This window comes from Evansella sp. AB-rgal1, assembly GCF_041820985.1.
Lineage (GTDB): Bacteria > Bacillota > Bacilli > Bacillales > Salisediminibacteriaceae > Evansella.
The window spans coordinates 1-20,241 of the sequence record NZ_JBGUAU010000052.1; the positions used below are offsets into that span (position 1 = coordinate 1).

The 20,241-nt window shown below is 34.5% G+C and carries 17 protein-coding genes; 13 read left to right on the forward strand and 4 right to left on the reverse strand.

The features are described from left to right. Positions 1–370 precede the first annotated feature (370 nt). Positions 371–1,390 (forward strand): GTP 3',8-cyclase MoaA, encoded by a 1,020-nt coding sequence (gene moaA / locus ACERII_RS24855; protein WP_373645668.1) that lies wholly within the window; start codon positions 371–373, stop codon positions 1,388–1,390. A 45-nt stretch (positions 1,391–1,435) separates the two neighbouring features. Here moaA and ACERII_RS24860 read toward each other — a convergent pair whose 3' ends face one another. Then, positions 1,436–1,744 carry a HesB/YadR/YfhF family protein gene (locus tag ACERII_RS24860; protein ID WP_373645669.1) on the reverse strand — a complete coding sequence of 103 codons (309 nt, stop codon included), beginning with the start codon at positions 1,742–1,744 and terminating at the stop codon, positions 1,436–1,438. 135 nt (positions 1,745–1,879) lie between these two features. On the opposite strand from ACERII_RS24860, the gene ACERII_RS24865 reads away from it, so the two are divergent. The 10 genes from ACERII_RS24865 (at position 1,880) to ACERII_RS24910 (ending at position 16,202) form a co-directional block, all read left to right on the forward strand. Then, the gene (locus ACERII_RS24865) at positions 1,880–3,409 is read left to right on the forward strand and encodes a carboxypeptidase M32 (protein WP_373645670.1); all 1,530 of its coding nucleotides are present in this window, start codon (positions 1,880–1,882) and stop codon (positions 3,407–3,409) included. A gap of 569 nt (positions 3,410–3,978) precedes the next feature. Then, positions 3,979–4,404 carry a universal stress protein gene (locus tag ACERII_RS24870; protein ID WP_373645671.1) on the forward strand — a complete coding sequence of 142 codons (426 nt, stop codon included), beginning with the start codon at positions 3,979–3,981 and terminating at the stop codon, positions 4,402–4,404. Positions 4,405–4,483: 79 nt separating this feature from the next. After that, on the forward strand, positions 4,484–4,897 hold the full coding sequence (locus tag ACERII_RS24875; protein WP_373645684.1) for a CoA-binding protein: 414 nt from the start codon (positions 4,484–4,486) through the stop codon (positions 4,895–4,897). 255 nt (positions 4,898–5,152) lie between these two features. Next, on the forward strand, positions 5,153–7,129 hold the full coding sequence (parE, locus tag ACERII_RS24880) for a DNA topoisomerase IV subunit B (RefSeq protein WP_373645672.1): 1,977 nt from the start codon (positions 5,153–5,155) through the stop codon (positions 7,127–7,129). A 4-nt stretch (positions 7,130–7,133) separates the two neighbouring features. Beyond that, positions 7,134–9,638, forward strand: a complete 2,505-nt coding sequence (gene parC / locus ACERII_RS24885) for a DNA topoisomerase IV subunit A (protein ID WP_373645673.1) — start codon at positions 7,134–7,136, stop codon at positions 9,636–9,638. Between the two features lie 256 nt (positions 9,639–9,894). Continuing rightward, on the forward strand, positions 9,895–11,358 hold the full coding sequence (locus ACERII_RS24890) for a spore germination protein (RefSeq protein WP_373645674.1): 1,464 nt from the start codon (positions 9,895–9,897) through the stop codon (positions 11,356–11,358). Positions 11,359–11,381: 23 nt separating this feature from the next. Beyond that, a complete protein-coding gene (locus ACERII_RS24895; protein WP_373645675.1) occupies positions 11,382–12,485 on the forward strand; it encodes a GerAB/ArcD/ProY family transporter in 1,104 nt (367 codons plus the stop codon). A gap of 4 nt (positions 12,486–12,489) precedes the next feature. Beyond that, positions 12,490–13,629, forward strand: a complete 1,140-nt coding sequence (locus tag ACERII_RS24900) for a Ger(x)C family spore germination protein (RefSeq protein ID WP_373645676.1) — start codon at positions 12,490–12,492, stop codon at positions 13,627–13,629. A 67-nt stretch (positions 13,630–13,696) separates the two neighbouring features. Next, positions 13,697–14,869: a Ger(x)C family spore germination protein gene (locus tag ACERII_RS24905; protein ID WP_373645677.1), complete on the forward strand. Its 1,173-nt coding sequence runs from the start codon at positions 13,697–13,699 to the stop codon at positions 14,867–14,869. Positions 14,870–15,020: 151 nt separating this feature from the next. Continuing rightward, positions 15,021–16,202 (forward strand): PstS family phosphate ABC transporter substrate-binding protein, encoded by a 1,182-nt coding sequence (locus ACERII_RS24910; protein ID WP_373645678.1) that lies wholly within the window; start codon positions 15,021–15,023, stop codon positions 16,200–16,202. Between the two features lie 33 nt (positions 16,203–16,235). Here ACERII_RS24910 and ACERII_RS24915 read toward each other — a convergent pair whose 3' ends face one another. Both ACERII_RS24915 and ACERII_RS24920 read right to left on the reverse strand, forming a co-directional pair. Next, entirely contained in the window at positions 16,236–16,820 is a 585-nt protein-coding gene (locus ACERII_RS24915) for a TetR/AcrR family transcriptional regulator (protein WP_373645679.1), read from the reverse strand. A gap of 90 nt (positions 16,821–16,910) precedes the next feature. Then, positions 16,911–17,177 (reverse strand): hypothetical protein, encoded by a 267-nt coding sequence (locus tag ACERII_RS24920; protein WP_373645680.1) that lies wholly within the window; start codon positions 17,175–17,177, stop codon positions 16,911–16,913. Positions 17,178–17,443: 266 nt separating this feature from the next. On the opposite strand from ACERII_RS24920, the gene ACERII_RS24925 reads away from it, so the two are divergent. After that, entirely contained in the window at positions 17,444–18,697 is a 1,254-nt protein-coding gene (locus tag ACERII_RS24925; RefSeq protein ID WP_373645681.1) for a glycoside hydrolase domain-containing protein, read from the forward strand. Positions 18,698–19,100: 403 nt separating this feature from the next. Here ACERII_RS24925 and kapB read toward each other — a convergent pair whose 3' ends face one another. Further along, a complete protein-coding gene (gene kapB, locus ACERII_RS24930) occupies positions 19,101–19,481 on the reverse strand; it encodes a kinase-associated lipoprotein KapB (protein WP_373645682.1) in 381 nt (126 codons plus the stop codon). A gap of 174 nt (positions 19,482–19,655) precedes the next feature. On the opposite strand from kapB, the gene ACERII_RS24935 reads away from it, so the two are divergent. After that, on the forward strand, positions 19,656–20,241 hold a 586-nt coding region (locus tag ACERII_RS24935; RefSeq protein ID WP_373645683.1), incomplete at its 3' end, for a LysM peptidoglycan-binding domain-containing protein.

The following is a 20,241-nucleotide window of genomic DNA, read 5'->3' on the forward strand; positions in this document are numbered from 1 at the left end:
TTTACTTTAAATTTAATATCCTCTTTTATTTATTTGATTATAAACCATCCACGTTTAGAAAATATATTTTATCTCCCCAATATTGGATTTACAGATAATATACTTCTGACTCTATTAATTTGTGAAAACAATCATTTCAGAAAACCTTCCATACCTTTCAACCTCATCAAAGTCGTTTTTATGTATATACATTCTTTCTCTATTTCTTTAATACCAAAAACGTTGTTTTCTTAGGAGAGTTTGATTAATATGCTAATGATGATTTATTACATATTATCTCTTAAATATTATAAAAATAGTACAATTTATGCTAACCCTTGTTTAATGAAAAACATACAACGTATAATAGGTATAACTAGGGGGATGGATTATGAGTGTACACATGAAGGATCGGTTAGGCAGACCATTAAGAGATCTGCGAATTTCTGTGACAGACCGTTGCAATCTTCGCTGTCGATACTGTATGCCACCAGAGGTTTTTGATAAAGATTTCAAATTTTTACCTAGGACAGATGTACTTACTTTAGAGGAAATTGCACACCTTACACGTTTGTTTGTAAGGGCAGCTGGAATAAAGAAACTACGTATTACAGGTGGAGAGCCGTTGATGCGTCAAAATGTAAGTCATTTAATTACGCTATTAAATGAAATTGAAGGTATAGATGATATTGCAATGACTACAAACGGAATATTACTCCCAAAACATGCGAAAACACTAAAAGCGGTTGGGTTAAAGCGGGTAACGATTAGTCTAGATTGTTTAAACGATGAAAAATTTCGATATATAAACGGACGGAATATAGGTGTCGATGAAGTTTTAAAAGGTATTGAATCAGCAAAAGAAGCTGGGTTAGAGACTAAGCTTAATATGGTAGTGAAACGTGGCATGAACGAGAAAGATATCTTACCAATGGCAAGATACTTTAAAGATTCCGGTGTTATTCTGCGTTTTATTGAGTATATGGATGTGGGGAATTCTAATGGTTGGAAGCTAGATCACGTTGTAAGTAAAAAAGAGATTTTCTCCATCATTAATAAAGAAATGCCGATAGTTCCAATAGATGCAAATTACAAAGGCGAAGTAGCTACAAGATTTAAATATAAAGATGATGATAATGAAATAGGGATTATTTCTTCCGTTACAGATGCATTTTGCTCCAGTTGTTCAAGAGCTAGGTTATCTGCTGATGGAAAATTAGTAACGTGTCTATTTGCATCAGATGGACATGACTTACGTGACTTCCTTCGTTCAGGTGCAACGGATAAAGAGATTATGGATCGAATTACTTCCATTTGGGAAGGACGATCTGACCGTTATTCAGAAGATCGTCTAAAACATACAAATAAAAATCACATTAAAAAAATTGAGATGTCTCATATTGGTGGATAAGCATAGAAGTAAGGGATTGCCAAAAAAATGTATTGGCAATCTCTTTTAATTTGGATCAGGATTTGCTAAATCATCAATTCTATCATTAAGAAATACCATTTCTCCCATATCTCTGTTATAATCAATTTTCATGCCATCAAAATACCATTTCTCCTCTTTTGCTATACAAAAAGGAATGTTTGACTGTGTAATTTTAATAAAATCCAAGTCAGGTGTACCTTTTCGTATACCGACAGAAAATCCACCAGAACCTATACCACCTACTCTGACATATAGGGTAACTTCTTCATTTTCTTTTAACATCATTTCTTTTTTATAAAAATCAACAGCTTTTTCAGTAATCATTACATTCATTTTCTCACCCCTTAAAAGGAATAGTAATAAATTTTGTCAAAATAAGCAATAAATGAGAAAAAAACTTCTATTTTTCTGTTTTTTATATGTATAATATAAATGGGGTTTTTTGGTACATAGATAGAAGGCTTGATCATGAAAACAGGAGGTTTTTTTGTGAATCAAATAGAGAAAGACTTTCGAGATTATGTTAAAAAGATGAGCAATTATCAAGAAGCAATTGGAGTAATGGCTTGGGATCTTCGAACAGGCGCGCCGAAAAAGGGTGTGGAACAGCGTTCAGAAGTACTAGGTACGTTGTCCTCAGAAGTATTCCGAATGAGAACATCTGAGGAAATGAAGGGTTTTCTCGAACAATTAAAACAGGAAAAAAATTGGAATGAATTAGATGATGTGACAAAAGGTACTGTTATCGTCTGTGAAAAGGAATATAAGAAGTTAACAAATGTACCAGTAAAAGAATATAGTGAATTTGTCATTTTAACTGCAAAAGCAGAATCAGTTTGGGCTGAAGCAAAGGAAAAAGGTGATTTTTCTTCCTTTCAACCGTATTTAGAAAAAATTGTGGAATTCAACAGAAAGTATGTTGAGTGGGTAGGATATGAAGGAAATAAGTATAACGCATTGTTAGATGATTATGAACCAGGTTTAACTGTAGAAATATTAGATCGTGTATTTGGACAGTTACAAGATGAGATTGTTCCTTTAGTAAAAGAAGTGACTGAGTCGCCAAATAAACCTGAAACAAGCTTCTTGTTTCACTATTTTTCAACACAGAATCAAGAGGAATTAAGTAAGGACATATTAAAAAGTATGCAATACGACTTTGATGCAGGGCGTTTAGATCGAACAGTGCATCCATTTGCAATCGGACTAAACCCAGGAGATGTACGTGTGACAACGAAGTATGATGAGAATGATTTCCGTACCGCAGTTTTTGGTACCATACATGAAGGCGGTCATGCTTTATATGAGCAAAACATTGATAAAAAGTTCGTTGGCACACCGTTATGTACAGGAACTTCCATGGGAATACACGAATCACAATCTCTTTTCTTTGAAAACTTTTTAGGGAGAAATAAAGCATTTTGGGAAAAGCATTACGATTTATTAAAGAAATATAGTAATGGCCAATTTGATAATGTTAGCATAGAAAATTTCTATCGAGGAATTAATGTTGCAGGACCTTCTTTGATAAGAATAGAAGCAGATGAAATGACGTACTCGTTACACATTATTTTACGTTACGAATTAGAGAAAGCACTTATAAACGGTGATTTAGAAGTGAAGGATTTACCTACTGCTTGGAATGATAAAATGGAGCAGTTTTTTGGGATCCGTCCAGCACATGATGGTGAAGGAGTATTACAGGATGTTCATTGGTCAGGAGGATCATTTGGCTATTTTCCTTCCTATGCATTAGGTTACGTTTACGCTGCGCAATTGAAGAACGCAATGGACAAAGAAATTCCGAATTATGACGATCTTCTTCGTGAGGGTAATCTTTCACCTATTAAAGATTGGCTAACGGAGCACGTTCATCAATATGGGAAAAGTAAATTACCTCTTGAAATCATAAAAGAAGTGACAGGAGAAGGTGTAAATCCAGACTACTTAATAAAGTACTTAGAGGAAAAATATCGAAACGTTTATCAAATTTCTTAGTTAACCTTAAGTGTTCGTTTTGCCTAAAAAGGGTAAAACGGACGCTTTTTTTAAAAGGATAAGAATTAATAAAATTTTTTTGAACTTAGAAAGGTGTCTAGCTCCAGGCGCCAGGACCTCGTGTCAAATAACCTGGCCGATTAAAAAGTAAAAAGCACTTTTTACCGTCCAGAACATTTGCATTTCGGTCCTGAGAGGGCGCCTTGCGCTTTTCTTATGATAGGCTCTGTTAATCGTTGATGTTTCGATTTTTACCCCAGGTTACTCTCTTTCCTTTGGCGAACTGAAAGTCTCCTTAGAACTTATAATGATATGAATGAGCATCATTAAAATTTCGATTAAAAAACACCATAATTATTTCACGTACCGTATTTGTAAAATAAATTTTAATTTTATTAATAATATTAAAGGATTTTAGTATATCAAAAACCGAATTATAAAGGTAGATAGAAGATAAAAAAAGGGAAAGAATTCGGGTCAAAAATGCAACAGGGGAATAACTTGTTAAGAAGACACTTGTTATGTTGCAGTTGCCCATAATAACTTATTTATTAAGGGGAGGGAATTATATGTTTCGCCAAATTTTATTAGCTGCTGATGGGTCAAAGCATTCCGTGAGAGCTACAGAAAAGGCACTTTTTTTGTCAAAGAAAATAGTGAATTCAAAAATAACCCTCATTCACGTTGTTGACGCTCTACCTGGTAGAAGCGATGTAATGGATGAAAATTTCGAATTGAGTAAAGGTATTCCAGAACATCGTACAGAAAGAACAGGGAAAATAGAGGAAATGATACGTAAAGCAGAAGTAAATTTAGAAGTAAAACATATATTTGGAGAACCAGGCCCATCTATTGTTCGTGAAGCAAATGAAGGTAATTATGACCTTGTGGTTATTGGGAGCCGAGGACTTAACCCTTTTCAACAATTAGTACTAGGGAGTGTTAGTCATAAAGTCGCAAAACGAGTCACCTGCCCTGTATTAATAGTAAAATAACTTAATAACAAAAATCTGTATTATTTTTTATGAAATTGGGTACTAGTTAAGAAGTTAGAACTATTTATGAAAGGCAGGTATTTATATGGAAAATCCTAGTCGAGAAGAAATGAAACAAATTTTAAATGATACAAAAACAATCGCAATTGTCGGCCTATCTGATAAACCGGATCGGACTTCTTATCAGATAGGAAAGGCTCTTCAGTATGCTGGCTATAAAATAATTCCGGTAAATCCTATAGTAAATGAGGTATTTGGCATTAAAGCGGTACCATCATTGAAGGATTTAAAAGAACCTGTTGATATTATTAATGTATTTAGAAGAAATGAGTATTTAGTGGAAATTGCAAAGGAAGCTTCAGAAATTGATGCAAAGGTTTTTTGGTGCCAATTAGGACTTGAGGATGAAGAAGCATATGAAATTGCTAAGAATGCTGGCATGAAAGTTATAATGGATCGTTGTATCAAAGTGGAGCACGCATTAACTAGATAAAAAAGCAGTCGGAGACTTTCCGATTGCTTTTTTAATAGGAAAAATACCCTATTAAAAAGTGTAGTCTATATGTAATCATAGAAAGATAAATTGACAAACATACAATTTATTCTTTATTCTAATTAGTACTGAACCATTTTTAATTCTAGGTTTTACTTATATTTTTCATTAATTCATATCGAAACACGAGAATAGTTGTGTTATGTTATATATTAGCTTTATGGTTCGAAGGGATCAAGAAGGGGGAAAAACTCATTGTCAGTGAAACAAGCATTTGAATACAATGATGATTCAATACAAGTATTAGAGGGACTAGAAGCAGTACGTAAACGTCCTGGAATGTATATAGGTAGTACAGACCACCGTGGGTTACATCACCTCGTATTCGAAATAGTAGATAATGCAGTGGATGAAGCATTAGCCGGCTTTGGAAATGATATCACCGTTACGATACATAAAGATGAGAGTATTAGTGTAAAGGATAATGGTCGGGGTTATCCTACGGGAATGCACAGTACGGGAAAACCGACACCAGAGGTAATTCTAACTGTATTACATGCAGGTGGTAAGTTTGGTCAAGGCGGCTACAAAACGAGTGGAGGACTACATGGTGTTGGTGCATCAGTAGTGAACGCATTATCTGAATGGTTGGAAGTGACGATTCACCGTGAAGGAACAATTTTTCGACAACGTTTCGAGCATGGAGGAAAACCGGTTACTACTCTTGAAAAAATAGGTACAACAAGAAAAACAGGTACAATTGTTCATTTTAAACCTGATCCTAGTATTTTCAGTACAACAACCTATCAGTACGATATACTAGCAGAACGTTTACGTGAGGCAGCTTTTCTTTTAAAAGGGTTAAAAATAGAACTTATAGATAAAAGAGAAAATCATGAGACTGATCATGAAGTATATTGTTATGAAACGGGCTTAGAAGCCTTTGTAGAGTATTTAAATGAAGAAAAGGAAACATTACACCCTGTTGTTTCGTTTGAAGGCACACAGGATGATATAGAGGTAGATTTTGCATTTCAATATAATGATGCGTTTACAGAAAACATGCTCTCCTTCGTAAACAACGTTAGGACGAGAGATGGAGGAACACATGAGCTTGGCGCAAAATCAGCGGTAACGCGTATTGTGAATGAACATGCACGTAAATTGCAGCTATTAAAGGATCGAGATAAGAACTTGGATGGGAATGATATCCGAGAAGGTTTTACTGCTATTATCTCCGTTCGAGTTCCCGAGGATAGACTTCAATTTGAAGGTCAAACAAAAGGAAAACTAGGTACTCCCATAGCTCGGTCTGCTGTGGATAGCATTATTTCTGAAAAGCTAAGCTTCTTTTTAGAAGAAAATCCAGAATTAAGTAATACTCTTATTAGAAAAGCTATCAAAGCTTCCCAGGCTCGAGAGGCTGCAAGAAAAGCTCGAGAAGATGCAAGAAGTGGTAAAAAAAATAAGCGTAAAGATGCAATGTTAAGTGGAAAGCTTACACCTGCACAATCGAAAAACCCGAAACGAAATGAATTATATCTTGTAGAGGGAGATTCCGCGGGTGGATCAGCAAAACAAGGAAGAGATCGTAAATTCCAAGCCGTCCTTCCCTTACGTGGAAAGGTAATTAATACAGAAAAAGCAAAATTAGCCGACATTATGAAAAACGAAGAAATTCGTACTATCATTTATGCTATTGGTGGAGATGTTGGGGCCGATTTTGATTTAGAGAGCATTAATTATGACAAAATTATTATCATGACGGATGCAGATACAGATGGTGCTCACATTCAAGTATTGTTATTAACCTTCTTTTATCGTTATATGAGACCATTAGTAGAAGCTGGAAGAGTGTATATTGCTTTACCACCTCTTTATAAAGTTAGTAAAGGATCTGGTAAAAAGGAAAAGCTCGAGTATGCTTGGGACGAAGACGGCTTAAAAGATGCCATCAAGAATATCGGTAAAGGGTATACTATTCAACGTTACAAAGGTTTAGGTGAAATGGACGCTACTCAGCTATGGGAAACAACGATGGACCCTGAGACGAGAACGTTGGTTCGAGTTCGTATTGATGACATTGCAAGAGCTGAACGTCATGTGACTACGTTAATGGGCGATAAAGTAGAACCACGTAGAAAGTGGATCGAACGCAACGTACAATTTGGATTAAATGAAGAAACAAATATTTTAGACAATGAAAATATGCTAGTCACAGAGGAGGATTAATCCCTTGCAGGAGAAAGAACGTTACTTAGATCTGCCTCTAGAAGAAGTGATTGGGGACAGGTTCGGAAGATACAGTAAATATATTATTCAAGATCGTGCGCTTCCTGATGCACGAGATGGGTTAAAACCAGTACAACGTCGTATTTTATATGCTATGCATCAGGATAGAAATACAGCAGATAAACCATTTAGAAAAGCTGCTAAAACAGTTGGGAATGTTATTGGTAATTATCATCCACATGGAGATAGTTCCGTATATGATGCGATGATCCGCTTGAGTCAGGATTGGAAAATGCGTCACATGTTAGTTCAAATGCACGGAAACAATGGATCAATCGACGGAGATCCACCTGCTGCAATGCGTTATACGGAAGCTAGGTTGTCTGCAATCTCTATGGAGTTACTAAAAGACATAGAAAAAGATACTGTTGATTTTATGTTGAATTTTGATGATTCTATGGAAGAACCAGTAGTGCTTCCTTCTCGTTTTCCTAATTTACTAGTAAACGGATCAACGGGAATTTCTAGTGGTTATGCCACAGATATACCGCCACATCATCTGGGAGAAGTTATAGACGCTGCTATTTTACAGATGGAAAAACCTGACTCTACCGTGGACGATTTAATGAAGCATATTAAAGGACCTGATTTTCCTACAGGAGGTACTATTCAAGGGCATGAGGGTTTAAAAAAAGCCTATGAAACAGGAAAGGGAAAAATAGTTTTACGAGGTAAAGCTGAAATTGAAGAACTACGCGGAGGAAAATTTCAAATTATCATTACGGAAATTCCATATGAGATTAATAAAGCCAATCTCGTTAAAAAGATGGACGAGCTTCGTTTAGACAAAAAGGTAGATGGTATAGCAGAGGTTCGAGATGATACAGACCGAACTGGTTTACGAATAGTTATTGAACTAAAAAAAGATGCAGATGCTCAAGGAATTTTGCATTTCCTATATAAAAACACAGATTTACAAGTGTCGTACAATTTTAATATGGTAGCAATTTCTAATAAAACTCCGAAGCTCATGGGCTTAAAGACAATGTTAGAATCCTATATTGCTCACCAAAAAGAGGTTGTAACACGTCGAACCCAATTTGATTTAAATAAAGCTGAAGAGAGAGCTCATATTGTTGAAGGCTTAATCAAAGCTATTACAATCTTGGATGAAGTGATCGCTACGATTCGTGCTTCAAAAGATAAAAAAGATGCAAAAGATCGTTTACAAGCTAATTACGGATTTACTGAACCACAGGCAGAAGCTATCGTTACTTTGCAATTATATCGTTTAACTAATACAGATGTTACTACGTTACAGGAAGAAGCCGATGAATTAACAAAACTTATTGCAAAATTACGTGCAATACTTGCTAGCGAAGCGAATCTTATTACTGAAATAAAACGTGAACTAAAGGAAATTAAGAAAAAATATGCTGAAGCTAGAAGGACGGTAATTGAGCAAGAAATTGAAGATTTAAAAATAAATTTGGAAGTCGTTATTCCGTCTGAAGATGTTATGGTTACCGTAACGAAAGAAGGGTATGTTAAGAGGTCGAGTATTCGTTCCTACACCGCTTCCAACGGTGAACTTCCTGGCATGAAAGAAACAGATAGACTGTTGCATACATTTGAGATAAATACGACTGATACTCTGCTACTTTTTACTAAGAATGGTTCTTATTTATTTTTACCTGTACATCAATTACCAGAGATTCGCTGGAAAGATACAGGACAACATGTAGCAAATTTAGTATCAATGGATACTGGCGATGAAATTATTAAAGCTATTCCTGTAAAAGAGTTTCATGAAGATCAATTTATATTAATAGCTACGAAGAATGGAATGATTAAACGTTCCGTATTAACAGAATATAAAGCCCAACGTAATTCGAAAGCATTAATGGCTGTTAAGTTAAAGAATGAAGATGAAGTTGTTTATGTCTCTTTAACAGATGGTCGTCAAGATATCCTCGTAGCAACTCATATTGGTTATGGGTTATGGTTTACTGAAGAAGAAGTAAGTGTTACAGGACAACGCACAGCTGGAGTGAAGGCAATAAACTTAAAGCCAGATGATTTTGTTGTTAGTTGTTTCACATTTAATGATGAGGATAAACCTGATTTATTCTTAGTAACCCAACGAGCAGCATACAAAAAAATGAAGTTAAATGTCTTTGAAAAATCTTCACGAGCAAAGCGTGGACTAGTGATGCTTAAAGAGTTAAAGCGTCATCCACATCGTGTGGTATCTTTACTTCCTGTGTGGAAGCACGGAATTGTATGGGTACAAACAGAAAAAGATACAATTGATTCAATTAAAGTTAACTCCGTTCGAACAAATGATCGTTATACGAATGGCAGCTTTTTATTCGATACTTCTGATACAGGGGATGCTATATCTGTATGGTACGAACAGGGCGAAGATGATGGAATTACCGATGAAGTCATTGAAAAAGAAGAAGGAAACGACAACGGGTCAGATAACAACCAAACTAGTTTATTTTAAATGAAATAACTATACGAAGCACTTGGCAAAAATCATGCCAAGTGCTTTTCTTGACACAAAAAATTCAGGGACCAGGTCCCTGAATTTTTTGTGTCTTTTTGTAGAATTGCCATAGTTTCAGGAGAACTGTCTAACAAAAAAGCTACACAGATTTTTTTACACTCATAAAAAATGAAAGGAAAAACTATGTTGGTCATCTTTGTATATCTTAGTAAAAAACAACAATACTAAGAAATAAAAAAGGGAGATGGTCTTGATGTTATTTAAGAAAAAGCAAAGGTTAGATCCAATTACTCTCTCTTTTGATGAATACTTGGCTAGCATCGTTAATCCAGAGGAACGTTTACCCGTAAATATTGAAATATTAAAAGGGCTAATGCAGTCTATTTTTAGTGAAAGCTATGATTTCGCTGAGAGACTGTTTAAGCTACCAAATGGGCAAAAAGCATATCTATGCTACTTATCTGGTTTAATAAATAAAACAGATTTAGAGGATAATGTACTAAAAACATTACTTAAGAGGGAGAAGGATATATACGTTAGTGACGATTTTGGGAGTATTTTAACGATAACAAATTATAAAAATTCAACCATATGGAAAGAGGTCATTGACCAAATTTTATCTGGGAATGTTTTGCTATTAGTAGAAGGGGTTCAGCCTGTCATACTTCTTTTAGCAAATAAAAATTTACGAAATGTTGCAGATCCTACTACAGAGTACCAGGTTTATGGTGCAAAGATAGGGTTTATAGAAGATAGCCGTACAAATGTTAGTATTATGAGACAGTTTATAAAAGATCCTAGACTAAGATCAAAGGAATATGAGTTAGGGAAGGAAAGTAAAACACATGCTTCACTCGTTTACTTAGAACAATATGCAGAGGATGAAGCTGTGGAAACGATTGATTCCTACTTAAAAACTTTTGATAAAGATCATATGCTGTCCCTTGGACAATTGACGAAATATGTTTCTAGGCATCCATACTCTATTTTTCCACAAGCTTCCAAAACAGAACGACCTGATCATGCAGCCTATGCCTTAACTCAAGGGAAAGTTGTATTGTTTGTTGACAATTCAACGTTCTGTCTTCAAGCTCCTATTACTTTTATGGATATGTTAGAGACTAGTGAAGATCACTCCTTTCTCGTAACTTGGAATTTAACGTTTATTAGACTAATTCGTTTAGTAAGTTTACTCGTTGGCTCGGCTTTACCTGCGTTATATGTTGCTTTAGTAGCCTTTCAACCTGAGCTTATTCCAACAACGCTAACCATTAACGTTGCACAATCACGAGCACAAATACCATTACCTGCTACAGCAGAAGCCTTTCTCATGCTGTTCGCACTGGATGTGTTAGTGGAAGCTAGTATTAGGCTACCAAGCTTTGTTGGGCAAACCATCGGAATAGTAGGTGGTTTAGTAATTGGTACGGCAGCTGTAGAAGCTGGAATAGTAAGTAATGTGATGGTAATTGTTATTGCCTTTACTGCAGTAGCTATATTTACTTTACCAAACTGGGAGTTCGTATCTTCTTGGAGAATTGTTCGCTACGCATTTGTAACATCTGCAGCAGTATTAGGGTTATATGGTCTTGTTATGGCAATTGCATTTTTAGCACTACACATTGCAAAGCTTGATTCATTAAATAGATCTTACTTGTACCCATTATCACCGTTTGATGGAAAACAATTACGAAATTTCTTTAAACCAGCACGATAATGAGAAAATAAGGAAGGAATTGTATGAAACTTCAAACTGAGAAAAAGGATTTTGGGAATATCGAGTTGTTTGTTTTTATTTATTGCTCCACGATTGCTTTAGGTATTATTTTCTTACCATATATATCAGCAGAAGAAATACGAAGTGCCTGGTTAAAAGTAATGGTTGGCGTAATTCCTTATTTAATTTTCTTATTTTTACTTAATAAAGTTATAAGAAAACATAACGACCGTGATGTATTGAAAGTATTGAAAGACTTATCATTTAATTGGCTTTATTACCCAGTAATGATTTATCTACTTTTAAGCACGATTTATAGTATTTTTTGGGGAATTAAGAGCTTAGCAATTGTCATTCAGACCTACCTATTACAAAATACGCAACAATGGGTAGTAATTGTAACATTTCTGATTTTTGTCGGTATTTCCTTAATGTATGGAATTACGGCAATCACTCGTCTTATCGTATTAATGTTTATATGTGAGATAGGTGTTATCGCTTCTCTAGTTGCTCTGCTATTTTCCCAAGATTTTCGCTGGATTTATATACCGCCTGTGTTTACCGTGGATGTATTTACTTTTCTCAAAAGCTCCATATCTGAGACGACCAGATATGCTGGGCTAATCACAATACTTACTTTTTTACCATTAGTGAAAAAAGAGACTAAAATAATAAAAACTTCATATATGAGTTTACTTTTAATTATGATTATGTTTACTCTTGTTAGTATTCTAACTTTAGGTACATTTGGATTTGAACAAACCCTAACACTACTGTCACCAATTACTGCGTTAATTCAAACGACTTATGCAGAAATGACATTATTTGAACGACTAGATTTATTTTTCTTAACGATTTGGATATGGGCACTCTATAAAGCTGCTTTAATATACTTTTGGTTTGCAATTTCAATAACAAAAAGAATCATTCCATTTCAAAAAAAGAAGGAATGGATACCTATTACAATCTACGTAGTCATTATTATGATTGTAACAGTTGCTACTCCAAGCTTTGTTAACTTATCTTGGGAACCTTACAACATTAATTTGCTTATCTCCACCATCGTTTTACCAATACTCCTCTTTACATACATGCTTTTGAGAAAAAAACGAAGTGTAAAGGAGTAAAATGATGAAAAAGATGTCCTTCTTATTGATTACGTTACTCCTATTATTATCGGGGTGCGGTGATACACGTGAAATCGACCAACGAACAATCGTACTAGGTATGGGTATTGATATTGAAGAAAATGGAGAGTATATGGTCACAGTACAAGTTCCTATCCTTATGCCACAAGGCCAACAAACTGGGGATGGTAACAATAATGAGTTTGAAACAATTTCAGCAAAAGGTAAGTACGTTTGGGAAGCGATTGCAAACATCGAAGCAGCTACCCCAACGGTTCTTTACTTTGGACACTTAAAAGCAATTACTATTGGAGAAAAGCTTGCAAAATTCGGAGTAGATCATATACTTGATTTACTTGATCGAAGAGCCCCATTAGCAAATGAAGTTTATCTAATAATTATAAGAGAAAAAAATAAGGTAGAAGAGTTTCTTGAAGCAGAATCACCATTAGTAAGCTTGCCCGCTTTATATCTTGATCGTTTTTTTAATGCCGACCAAAAAGTATCACGAACAAAAGAAGTACGTTTATTTGAATTTCGACGTGACTCCAATATGATTGCCAATACAGCCCTCATTCCATTTGCTTATAAGGATGATAAAATTCATATAGAAGATATGGGAATTCTGAAAGACCAGAAATTAGTAGGAGAATTGAATGGTCATGAGGTCGGAATAAGTAACCTATTAAAAGAAGATAAAGTTAAAAATATGAATTACTCATTTGAAGTGGAAGAAGGGGATTCCACTATCGAAGCATCTGTGCGAACAGATCTTTCCATGGATTTTACGTATGAGAAATCCAACCCAATTCATATTAACCTAACTATTTCAGGAAAAGGAGAGTTAGTGTATTTGCTTCCTTCAAAAGTTAGGACAACACAAAAGACGATTGATACATTAACTGAAGTTGTGGAAAGAAGAGTAACTGAGGATATTAGCAAAACAGTAAAAAAGATGAAGGAAATCAAGGTAGAACCTTGGTTACTAGGTCATCGTATTTGGGCAAAAGATCATGAGTATTTCCAATCATTAAATTGGAATGAATCAGGTTGGGTGGATTCAATATTCAATGTAAATGTTTCGATAGAAATTGATCAAACAGGGCAAAAAGGAATGTTAGATAAAAAGAAGATAGGTAGGTAAGCCAAAATTTTTCCTTGAAAAGCATGAAGGACACCAAGACATAAATGAAAGGGAACTAAGTGGTTTTATGATACCAAAATATTACATTTTAAAGATACACAATATTTTATACATCATGTTACTAATGTGTTTCCTATTCTTAGTAGGTTGTAACGATACAAGAGAAATCGACCAAAGAACAATTGTCATTGGTATGGGAATTGATAAAACGGATGATGATTTATATGAAGTTACTTTACAAGTTCCAATATTAATTGGTTCTGGTACACATGATGCAAATGACGTAAACAATGACTTTAATACGATAAGCGGTAAAGGAGAGTATGTCTGGGAGGCAATTTCGAATATTGAAGCAAAAACTCCTACCGTACTGTTTTTCGGTCATTTAAAGGCTATAACTATTGGTGAAACACTAGCAAGAGAAGGAATAGACCAAATTATTGACTTATTAGATAGACGAGCACCGTTAGCAAATGAGGTCTTTCTATTAATTGTTCGTCATAAAAACAACGTCAAGGATTTCTTAGATAACGAATCGCCCCTAGTAACTTTACCTGCACTATATATTGATCGATATTTTAGTGCTGACCAGAAAATATCTAGAACGAGAGAATCACGACTATATCAATATCGCAGAGATACAAACATGATATCAGGCGCAGCTATGATTCCATTAGCTTATAGTGATGAAGAAAGTATATATATTGAAGATTTGGGTATTTTTAAGGATCAAAAACTTATAACAGAATTAGTGAATCATGAGGCTGGTATCAGTACACTTCTAAAAGACGAAAATGTAGAACATATGAATTATTCATTATCATTTCCCCATGATGATCATGAATTAAGAACTTCAGTAAGGGTAAATTTAAAGATGGACTATAAGTATGATAAATCAAATCCTGTTGAAATTAGTATGGATATTCAAGGAAAAGGAGAACTCATCTTTTTGTATCCAGAAAAGGAACGAGCATCTCATGACACTGTAAATGTAATAACAAAACATTTGGAAAAAGCAATCACTAAAGATATTGAACATACCATAAAAAAAATGAAAAAGCTTAATATAGAACCTTGGCTTCTAGGTCATCGAATGTGGGCTTTCGACCATAACTACTTTGATACATTAGATTGGGATAAAAGTGGTTGGCGGAATTCCATAATCGATATTAATGTGAATATTGAGATCGAGCAAACTGGTCAACGTGGAATGCTTGATAAAAGAAAAATAGGCAAATAAAAGTAGATCAAAATTAAACAATCGTTTAAAAGACAGTTTTTTATAGCTGTCTTTTTTGGTCTACAAAATAAATTAATTCCAATTGGAGGAATTTGTATTTTTTTGAAGAATACATATGTATGATTTTACCTTGGTTTAAGGAGAATGAAATTTGAAGAAAAATAATAATCTTGTTCTAAAAGTTGTTGTAACACTAGTTACTAGTGGACTTCTATTATTTTTTGGATTTGTTGCGGTCATTTTTTCATTAGTAATGGGAGGGCAGTATTTCTATTCACCACTTATTGCCATTGTCATTGTGGGATTAGTTGTATTTCTAGTTTTAGGGATGTTTAGATTAGTAAAACCAAAATTTTTGAGAATCAGTATGATTTGTTTTTTTGGTTTATGTGTTACGGCAATTACTGTTTATGAATCTAGAGAAGCTTATCTTTCAAGCTTAGAAATTGCAACTAATCATGAAGTTGATTTATATCAATATCAGCCATATAAAGAAGGATCTAAAGTACTTACATTGGATGAAGAGGCTACTTTATCATTGGAGGGTGATTTACCAATTCTAGATGGTGCTACTGCGCTGTATCCTTTATATGCAGCCTTCGCTCAAGCCATATATCCAGAAAAGACGTATGATGTATATGACAGTGAAGTAATGTCCAACAAAACAGGAACGGCATACATGAATTTACTTAATGGAAATGTAGATATTATTTTTGCAGCAGGACCGTCGAAAAGCCAGTTATCTATGGCAGAGAGTAGAGGAAAAGAATTTGAGCTAACACCAATTGGTAGAGAAGCGTTTGTATTCTTTGTTAATGCTAGAAATCCTGTTGGTAGTCTTACTTTACAACAAGTTCAACAAATATATTCTGGAGACATAACAAACTGGAATGATGTAGGTGGACGGGATGAAGAGATTCGGGCGTTTCAACGACCCCCGGATAGTGGGAGTCAAACAGCATTAGAGAATTTGATGGGGGATATCCCTTTAATGGATCCACCTTCTGAGAATATTGTTGGAGGTATGGGGGGGATCATTGAGGAAACTTCCAATTACCGAAACCATCGAAATGCTATCGGATACTCGTTTCGTTATTTTTCTACAGAAATGGTTCAAAACGGTGATATTCGTCTCCTAGAAATTAATGGAGTACCCCCGAATAAGGAAACAATCCGAAACGGAGAATATCCTATATCCTCTGAGTTTTATGCAATTACAGCTGGAAGTGAGAATGAAAATATAGAGGACTTCATTGAATGGATCTTATCAGACCAAGGGCAAAAACTAGTAGAACAAGTAGGTTACGTTCCTATAAGAGAAACGGATAATTAAAAAGATTAGCGCCCTCATGTTCCAGAGGGAGCGCTAATCTTTTTTTAAACCTTTGGCAAATACTTTTACACTATGCTCAATAAAATCTTCTACAGGAACTTGTGCTACTTTTTTTCCTGAAATAAACTGTGATGAAAAATACCCCAAGTTCATCCATAAAAAATTCATTACCTGTAGTTCTACGTTAATGTCACCTATTTTTCCAAGTTCTATCATCTCTTTAAAATAATCCATCAAGTAATTTTTGATAAGTCTTGGATTTGCTGTTAATCGCTCTGAAATTTCATCATGAACGTTACATTCTTTATATGCTAATAATACAATTTTTTTATTTTCCTCCATAAAAGTTTGATACGTTCTACTAACGGCTGTTAAATCGTGTTCAATATCATATGTTAATTGTTCAGTAAAGATCTTTTTCATGGTAAATGCATACGAATATTTATCGATTATTGCATCTAATATTGTTTGTTTAGAAGGGAATTTACGAAAAAGGGTCATCTCTGATACGCCAGCATGTTGAGCGATTTCCTTCGTTGTGGTTGCAGAATAGCCTTTGTGTTGCATAATATCAATGGCAGCTATGATGAGTTTATCTTCTGTTTTTTCAATGGCCATATCAATCCCTCTTTTCCGATACATTTGATATTTAAAGAGTATCATAAAATAAAAGATATGACGGAAAGTAGATGTGACAAAAAGAGTACTTTAGTTTTTAGCCATTATTTCCTTCGATTTTCGTTTTATTTTTCCTAGAGATCTTCTAATAAATTGTTTAATATCTTTGCTTCCTTTTACTTGTTCATACGTTTTTTCAAATACATTTGCCTTTAGTGGATATTGCTCTCCACTTGGATCTGTTATGAGGTAATCCCCAGGATTTCCAGTCATAGTTCCTTCCACTGATTCTATGGTTATTGTTCTCGTAATTTTGACTGCTTCTACCACTTGCGGTTTTCTTCGATATTTTGGCATACGAACGAATACCTCCTTTTACAAATCAATTGATTAATAGAATACAAGTGCTTTTTCTCTTGGTTTTTATAATTATTTTATTCAACGCCCAAAGGAAAGGTGAATGAACACCTAAATAGAATTCCAAAGTAGAAAAAAATTCGTAATTCACAACCTTGGAATATGTATTTTATTACACAAAATTCTTCTTCATTAATAGCCCAAAAGAATCACATTTTTTCTGTTTTTTACGTAATATGTGGTGGATAAAGGAGGGTTATAAGAAGATGAAATTAACTGTAAAGAAACTTGTACCTTTTTTTACTGCTTTTATGCTTTTTCTTTTCACAGCAACTACGTTTTATATTATGGGAAGTGAAGATAAGAAGTCTCCAGTTACAGCAAAAAATCAAGATACAATAGAAAACGAAGAAGGTTCACATGATAATGGAGATGACAATTCTTTTAATAATGGATTGATCGAAAATTCAATTACAAATGAAATTAATGGTAGTGGCAATATAACTAACACAATCACAAATGAGATAAATAATGAGAATGGAGAAATAGATAATTCTATTTCAAATTCCATAGATTCAGAGAATGGTGACATAGAAAACACTATTGAAAACATCATCAATGGATCTAATGGGAACATAAATAATGAAATTGAAAATGTAATAAAAAATAGCTCAAATAACAATATACTAAACAATATTACAAATAACATTGACGTAAGTGTAGATGTAAATGTAACAAATAATGTGACGAATGATGTTAAGGGTGAGAATGGCAACGAAACTGGAAATGGAAATGACAATGGCAATGGAGAAGATACAAACGGAAATGGAGACAATGGTTCGTCCAACGGAAATGGTGAAGCAGATGTAGAATTAAACCCGGTTTGGGGCATTGATTCTGCAAGTCTAACAACAGAAGACTTTTTGGCTTGTGTTAGAAATAACTTCGGGGACCCGCAGGTTTGGGGCCGTTATTTAGGCGATAAAGAAGGAGTATCTTTTGGTTTAACTCAAGAAGAGGTAGAATTGTTTCATGAAAATGATATTCAAATTCTTGTTATTTGGAATCAATTCACAGATGCCACAGGATATGATAAAGGCCAAAGTGAAGCAGAGGCGGCTATTAATCTAGCTCGAGATTTTGGTATTCCTGAAGGTGTAGCTTTATTTGCTAATGTAGAACCAATTTATCCAATTGATACAGAATTTTTACTAGGGTGGTACGACGCTTTACAAAATTCAGAGTATGAAGCAGGCGTGTACGGAATATTCGATCCAGATCGTGAGTTATATGTAGCCTTTGAAGCTGCAGCTGAAGAAAATCCAGAAATACTAGACGATTACTATGTCTGGACTTCATCTCCTAATGTTGGAATCACAACAGAAGCAAATGCACCAGATTATAACCCTCAAGCACCAGAGGGAGCGACTATTGCAGGTTGGCAATATGGTATTGATGCAGAAACTTGTAATATTGATACAAATTGGTTTAGCAATTTGGCATTTGATATTTTCTGGTAAGATATCTTTATGTAAAAGATGGGTAAGAGGTATGTTCCACTTACTCATCTTTTAATGTTCTTGATTATAGTCGTTTAATATCAGTCGCCCGTTTTCATAAACAATTGATAACCGTATTAAGTGAGGGCCAACCTCTTTGGAAATACAAAAAGGGATATCGCTCACTGTTATTTTCAAATCATCTTTATCACACTCATCCAGAGTGATCTTAAAATATGAATTTCCTCATGTGCTTTTATCGTTATAACCGATACGAAAGAAAGGTTTCTCTTGTTTTTTCAATAACTTTTTTAGAAAAATAGAAGCCTCATGGGTTATTTCCACGTTTGATTCTCCTTTAGTATACAATTATGTGTTGCTGATATGATTAACGGGATTTCCACTAGATGAACACTCCAATCATCTATTTAAGATAATCCTCTTTTAATGACTCAAGTATTTGCAACGATTTTTTTGCCCATTCACTATTGTCATCCTTTAACTTGGCCATCTCATCTGTTAGTGCTGTTTTTAGTGATTCTTGGTAGTCTGGGATTTCTCCTTCATATGTTTTTACATAAGGAGCAGGTATATTTGTTTGTTCACGAAAGGCAAGTGCTCTACGTTCATGAAAGAAAGGCACTTCAACACTTTTGGGTTGGTGGAGATCTCCTTGTGTAGGATGCTTTAGCACAGCAAGCACACGAACTACATAGCGTCCTTCCTTAACTACAGTAACTTCCCCAATATACTTACCTGTTTTATAAATACCGGTAACAATATCTCCAATTTCAAATTTAGTCATTATATCCACCTCATTTTTTCATCATCCATTAAAAGTGTAGCATAAATCAGAGAAAATCAAAAAGTAATTGGATTGTTCACTTCATTACATTTTTTTCCTGAATTTTCATACACCTAAATCTTTCTAAAAAGCAGACTTACGGGAAATAGTAAACATATAAAGGAGTGGCGCTACATGTATTTATTTTCTCACCATAGAGTGAAGGAAAATGAGAACGGTTACGACATATACTTATATATCAATTCTCAGGAAGAGTTTTCATCTGAACTTGGAACAAGAAATACTAGTCAAGAAGAAACTGTAAGAGCATCAGCAAAAAGCTATATAAAAGAGCACTTTCCAAATTTGAAGATAAATGCAGTCAAAATAATGGGAGGGGCGATTTTAGTAACTACTTTAGCTTTTGGACCATTCAAAGTGAGCACTGCAGAGGCATCATCTAATCCGAGTGTAGCTTCACAACAAGCTACATATACGGTAAAAGCAGGAGATACGTTATCTCACATTGCAAGTGCAAACAATACAACAGTTAATGAACTAAAACGTATAAATCATTTAACAAGTGACATGATTAGAGTTGGACAAACTTTAATTTTACCTATGACATCAAATGTTTTACAGCCAGTTAAAACATCATCTACTTATATTGTAGTTGCAGGAGATACGTTATCAGGGATTGCATCAAGGCATGGAACTACGGTAAATGACATTAGACAGGCAAATAACTTAACAAGTGATCTGATAAGAGTTGGCCAAGCAC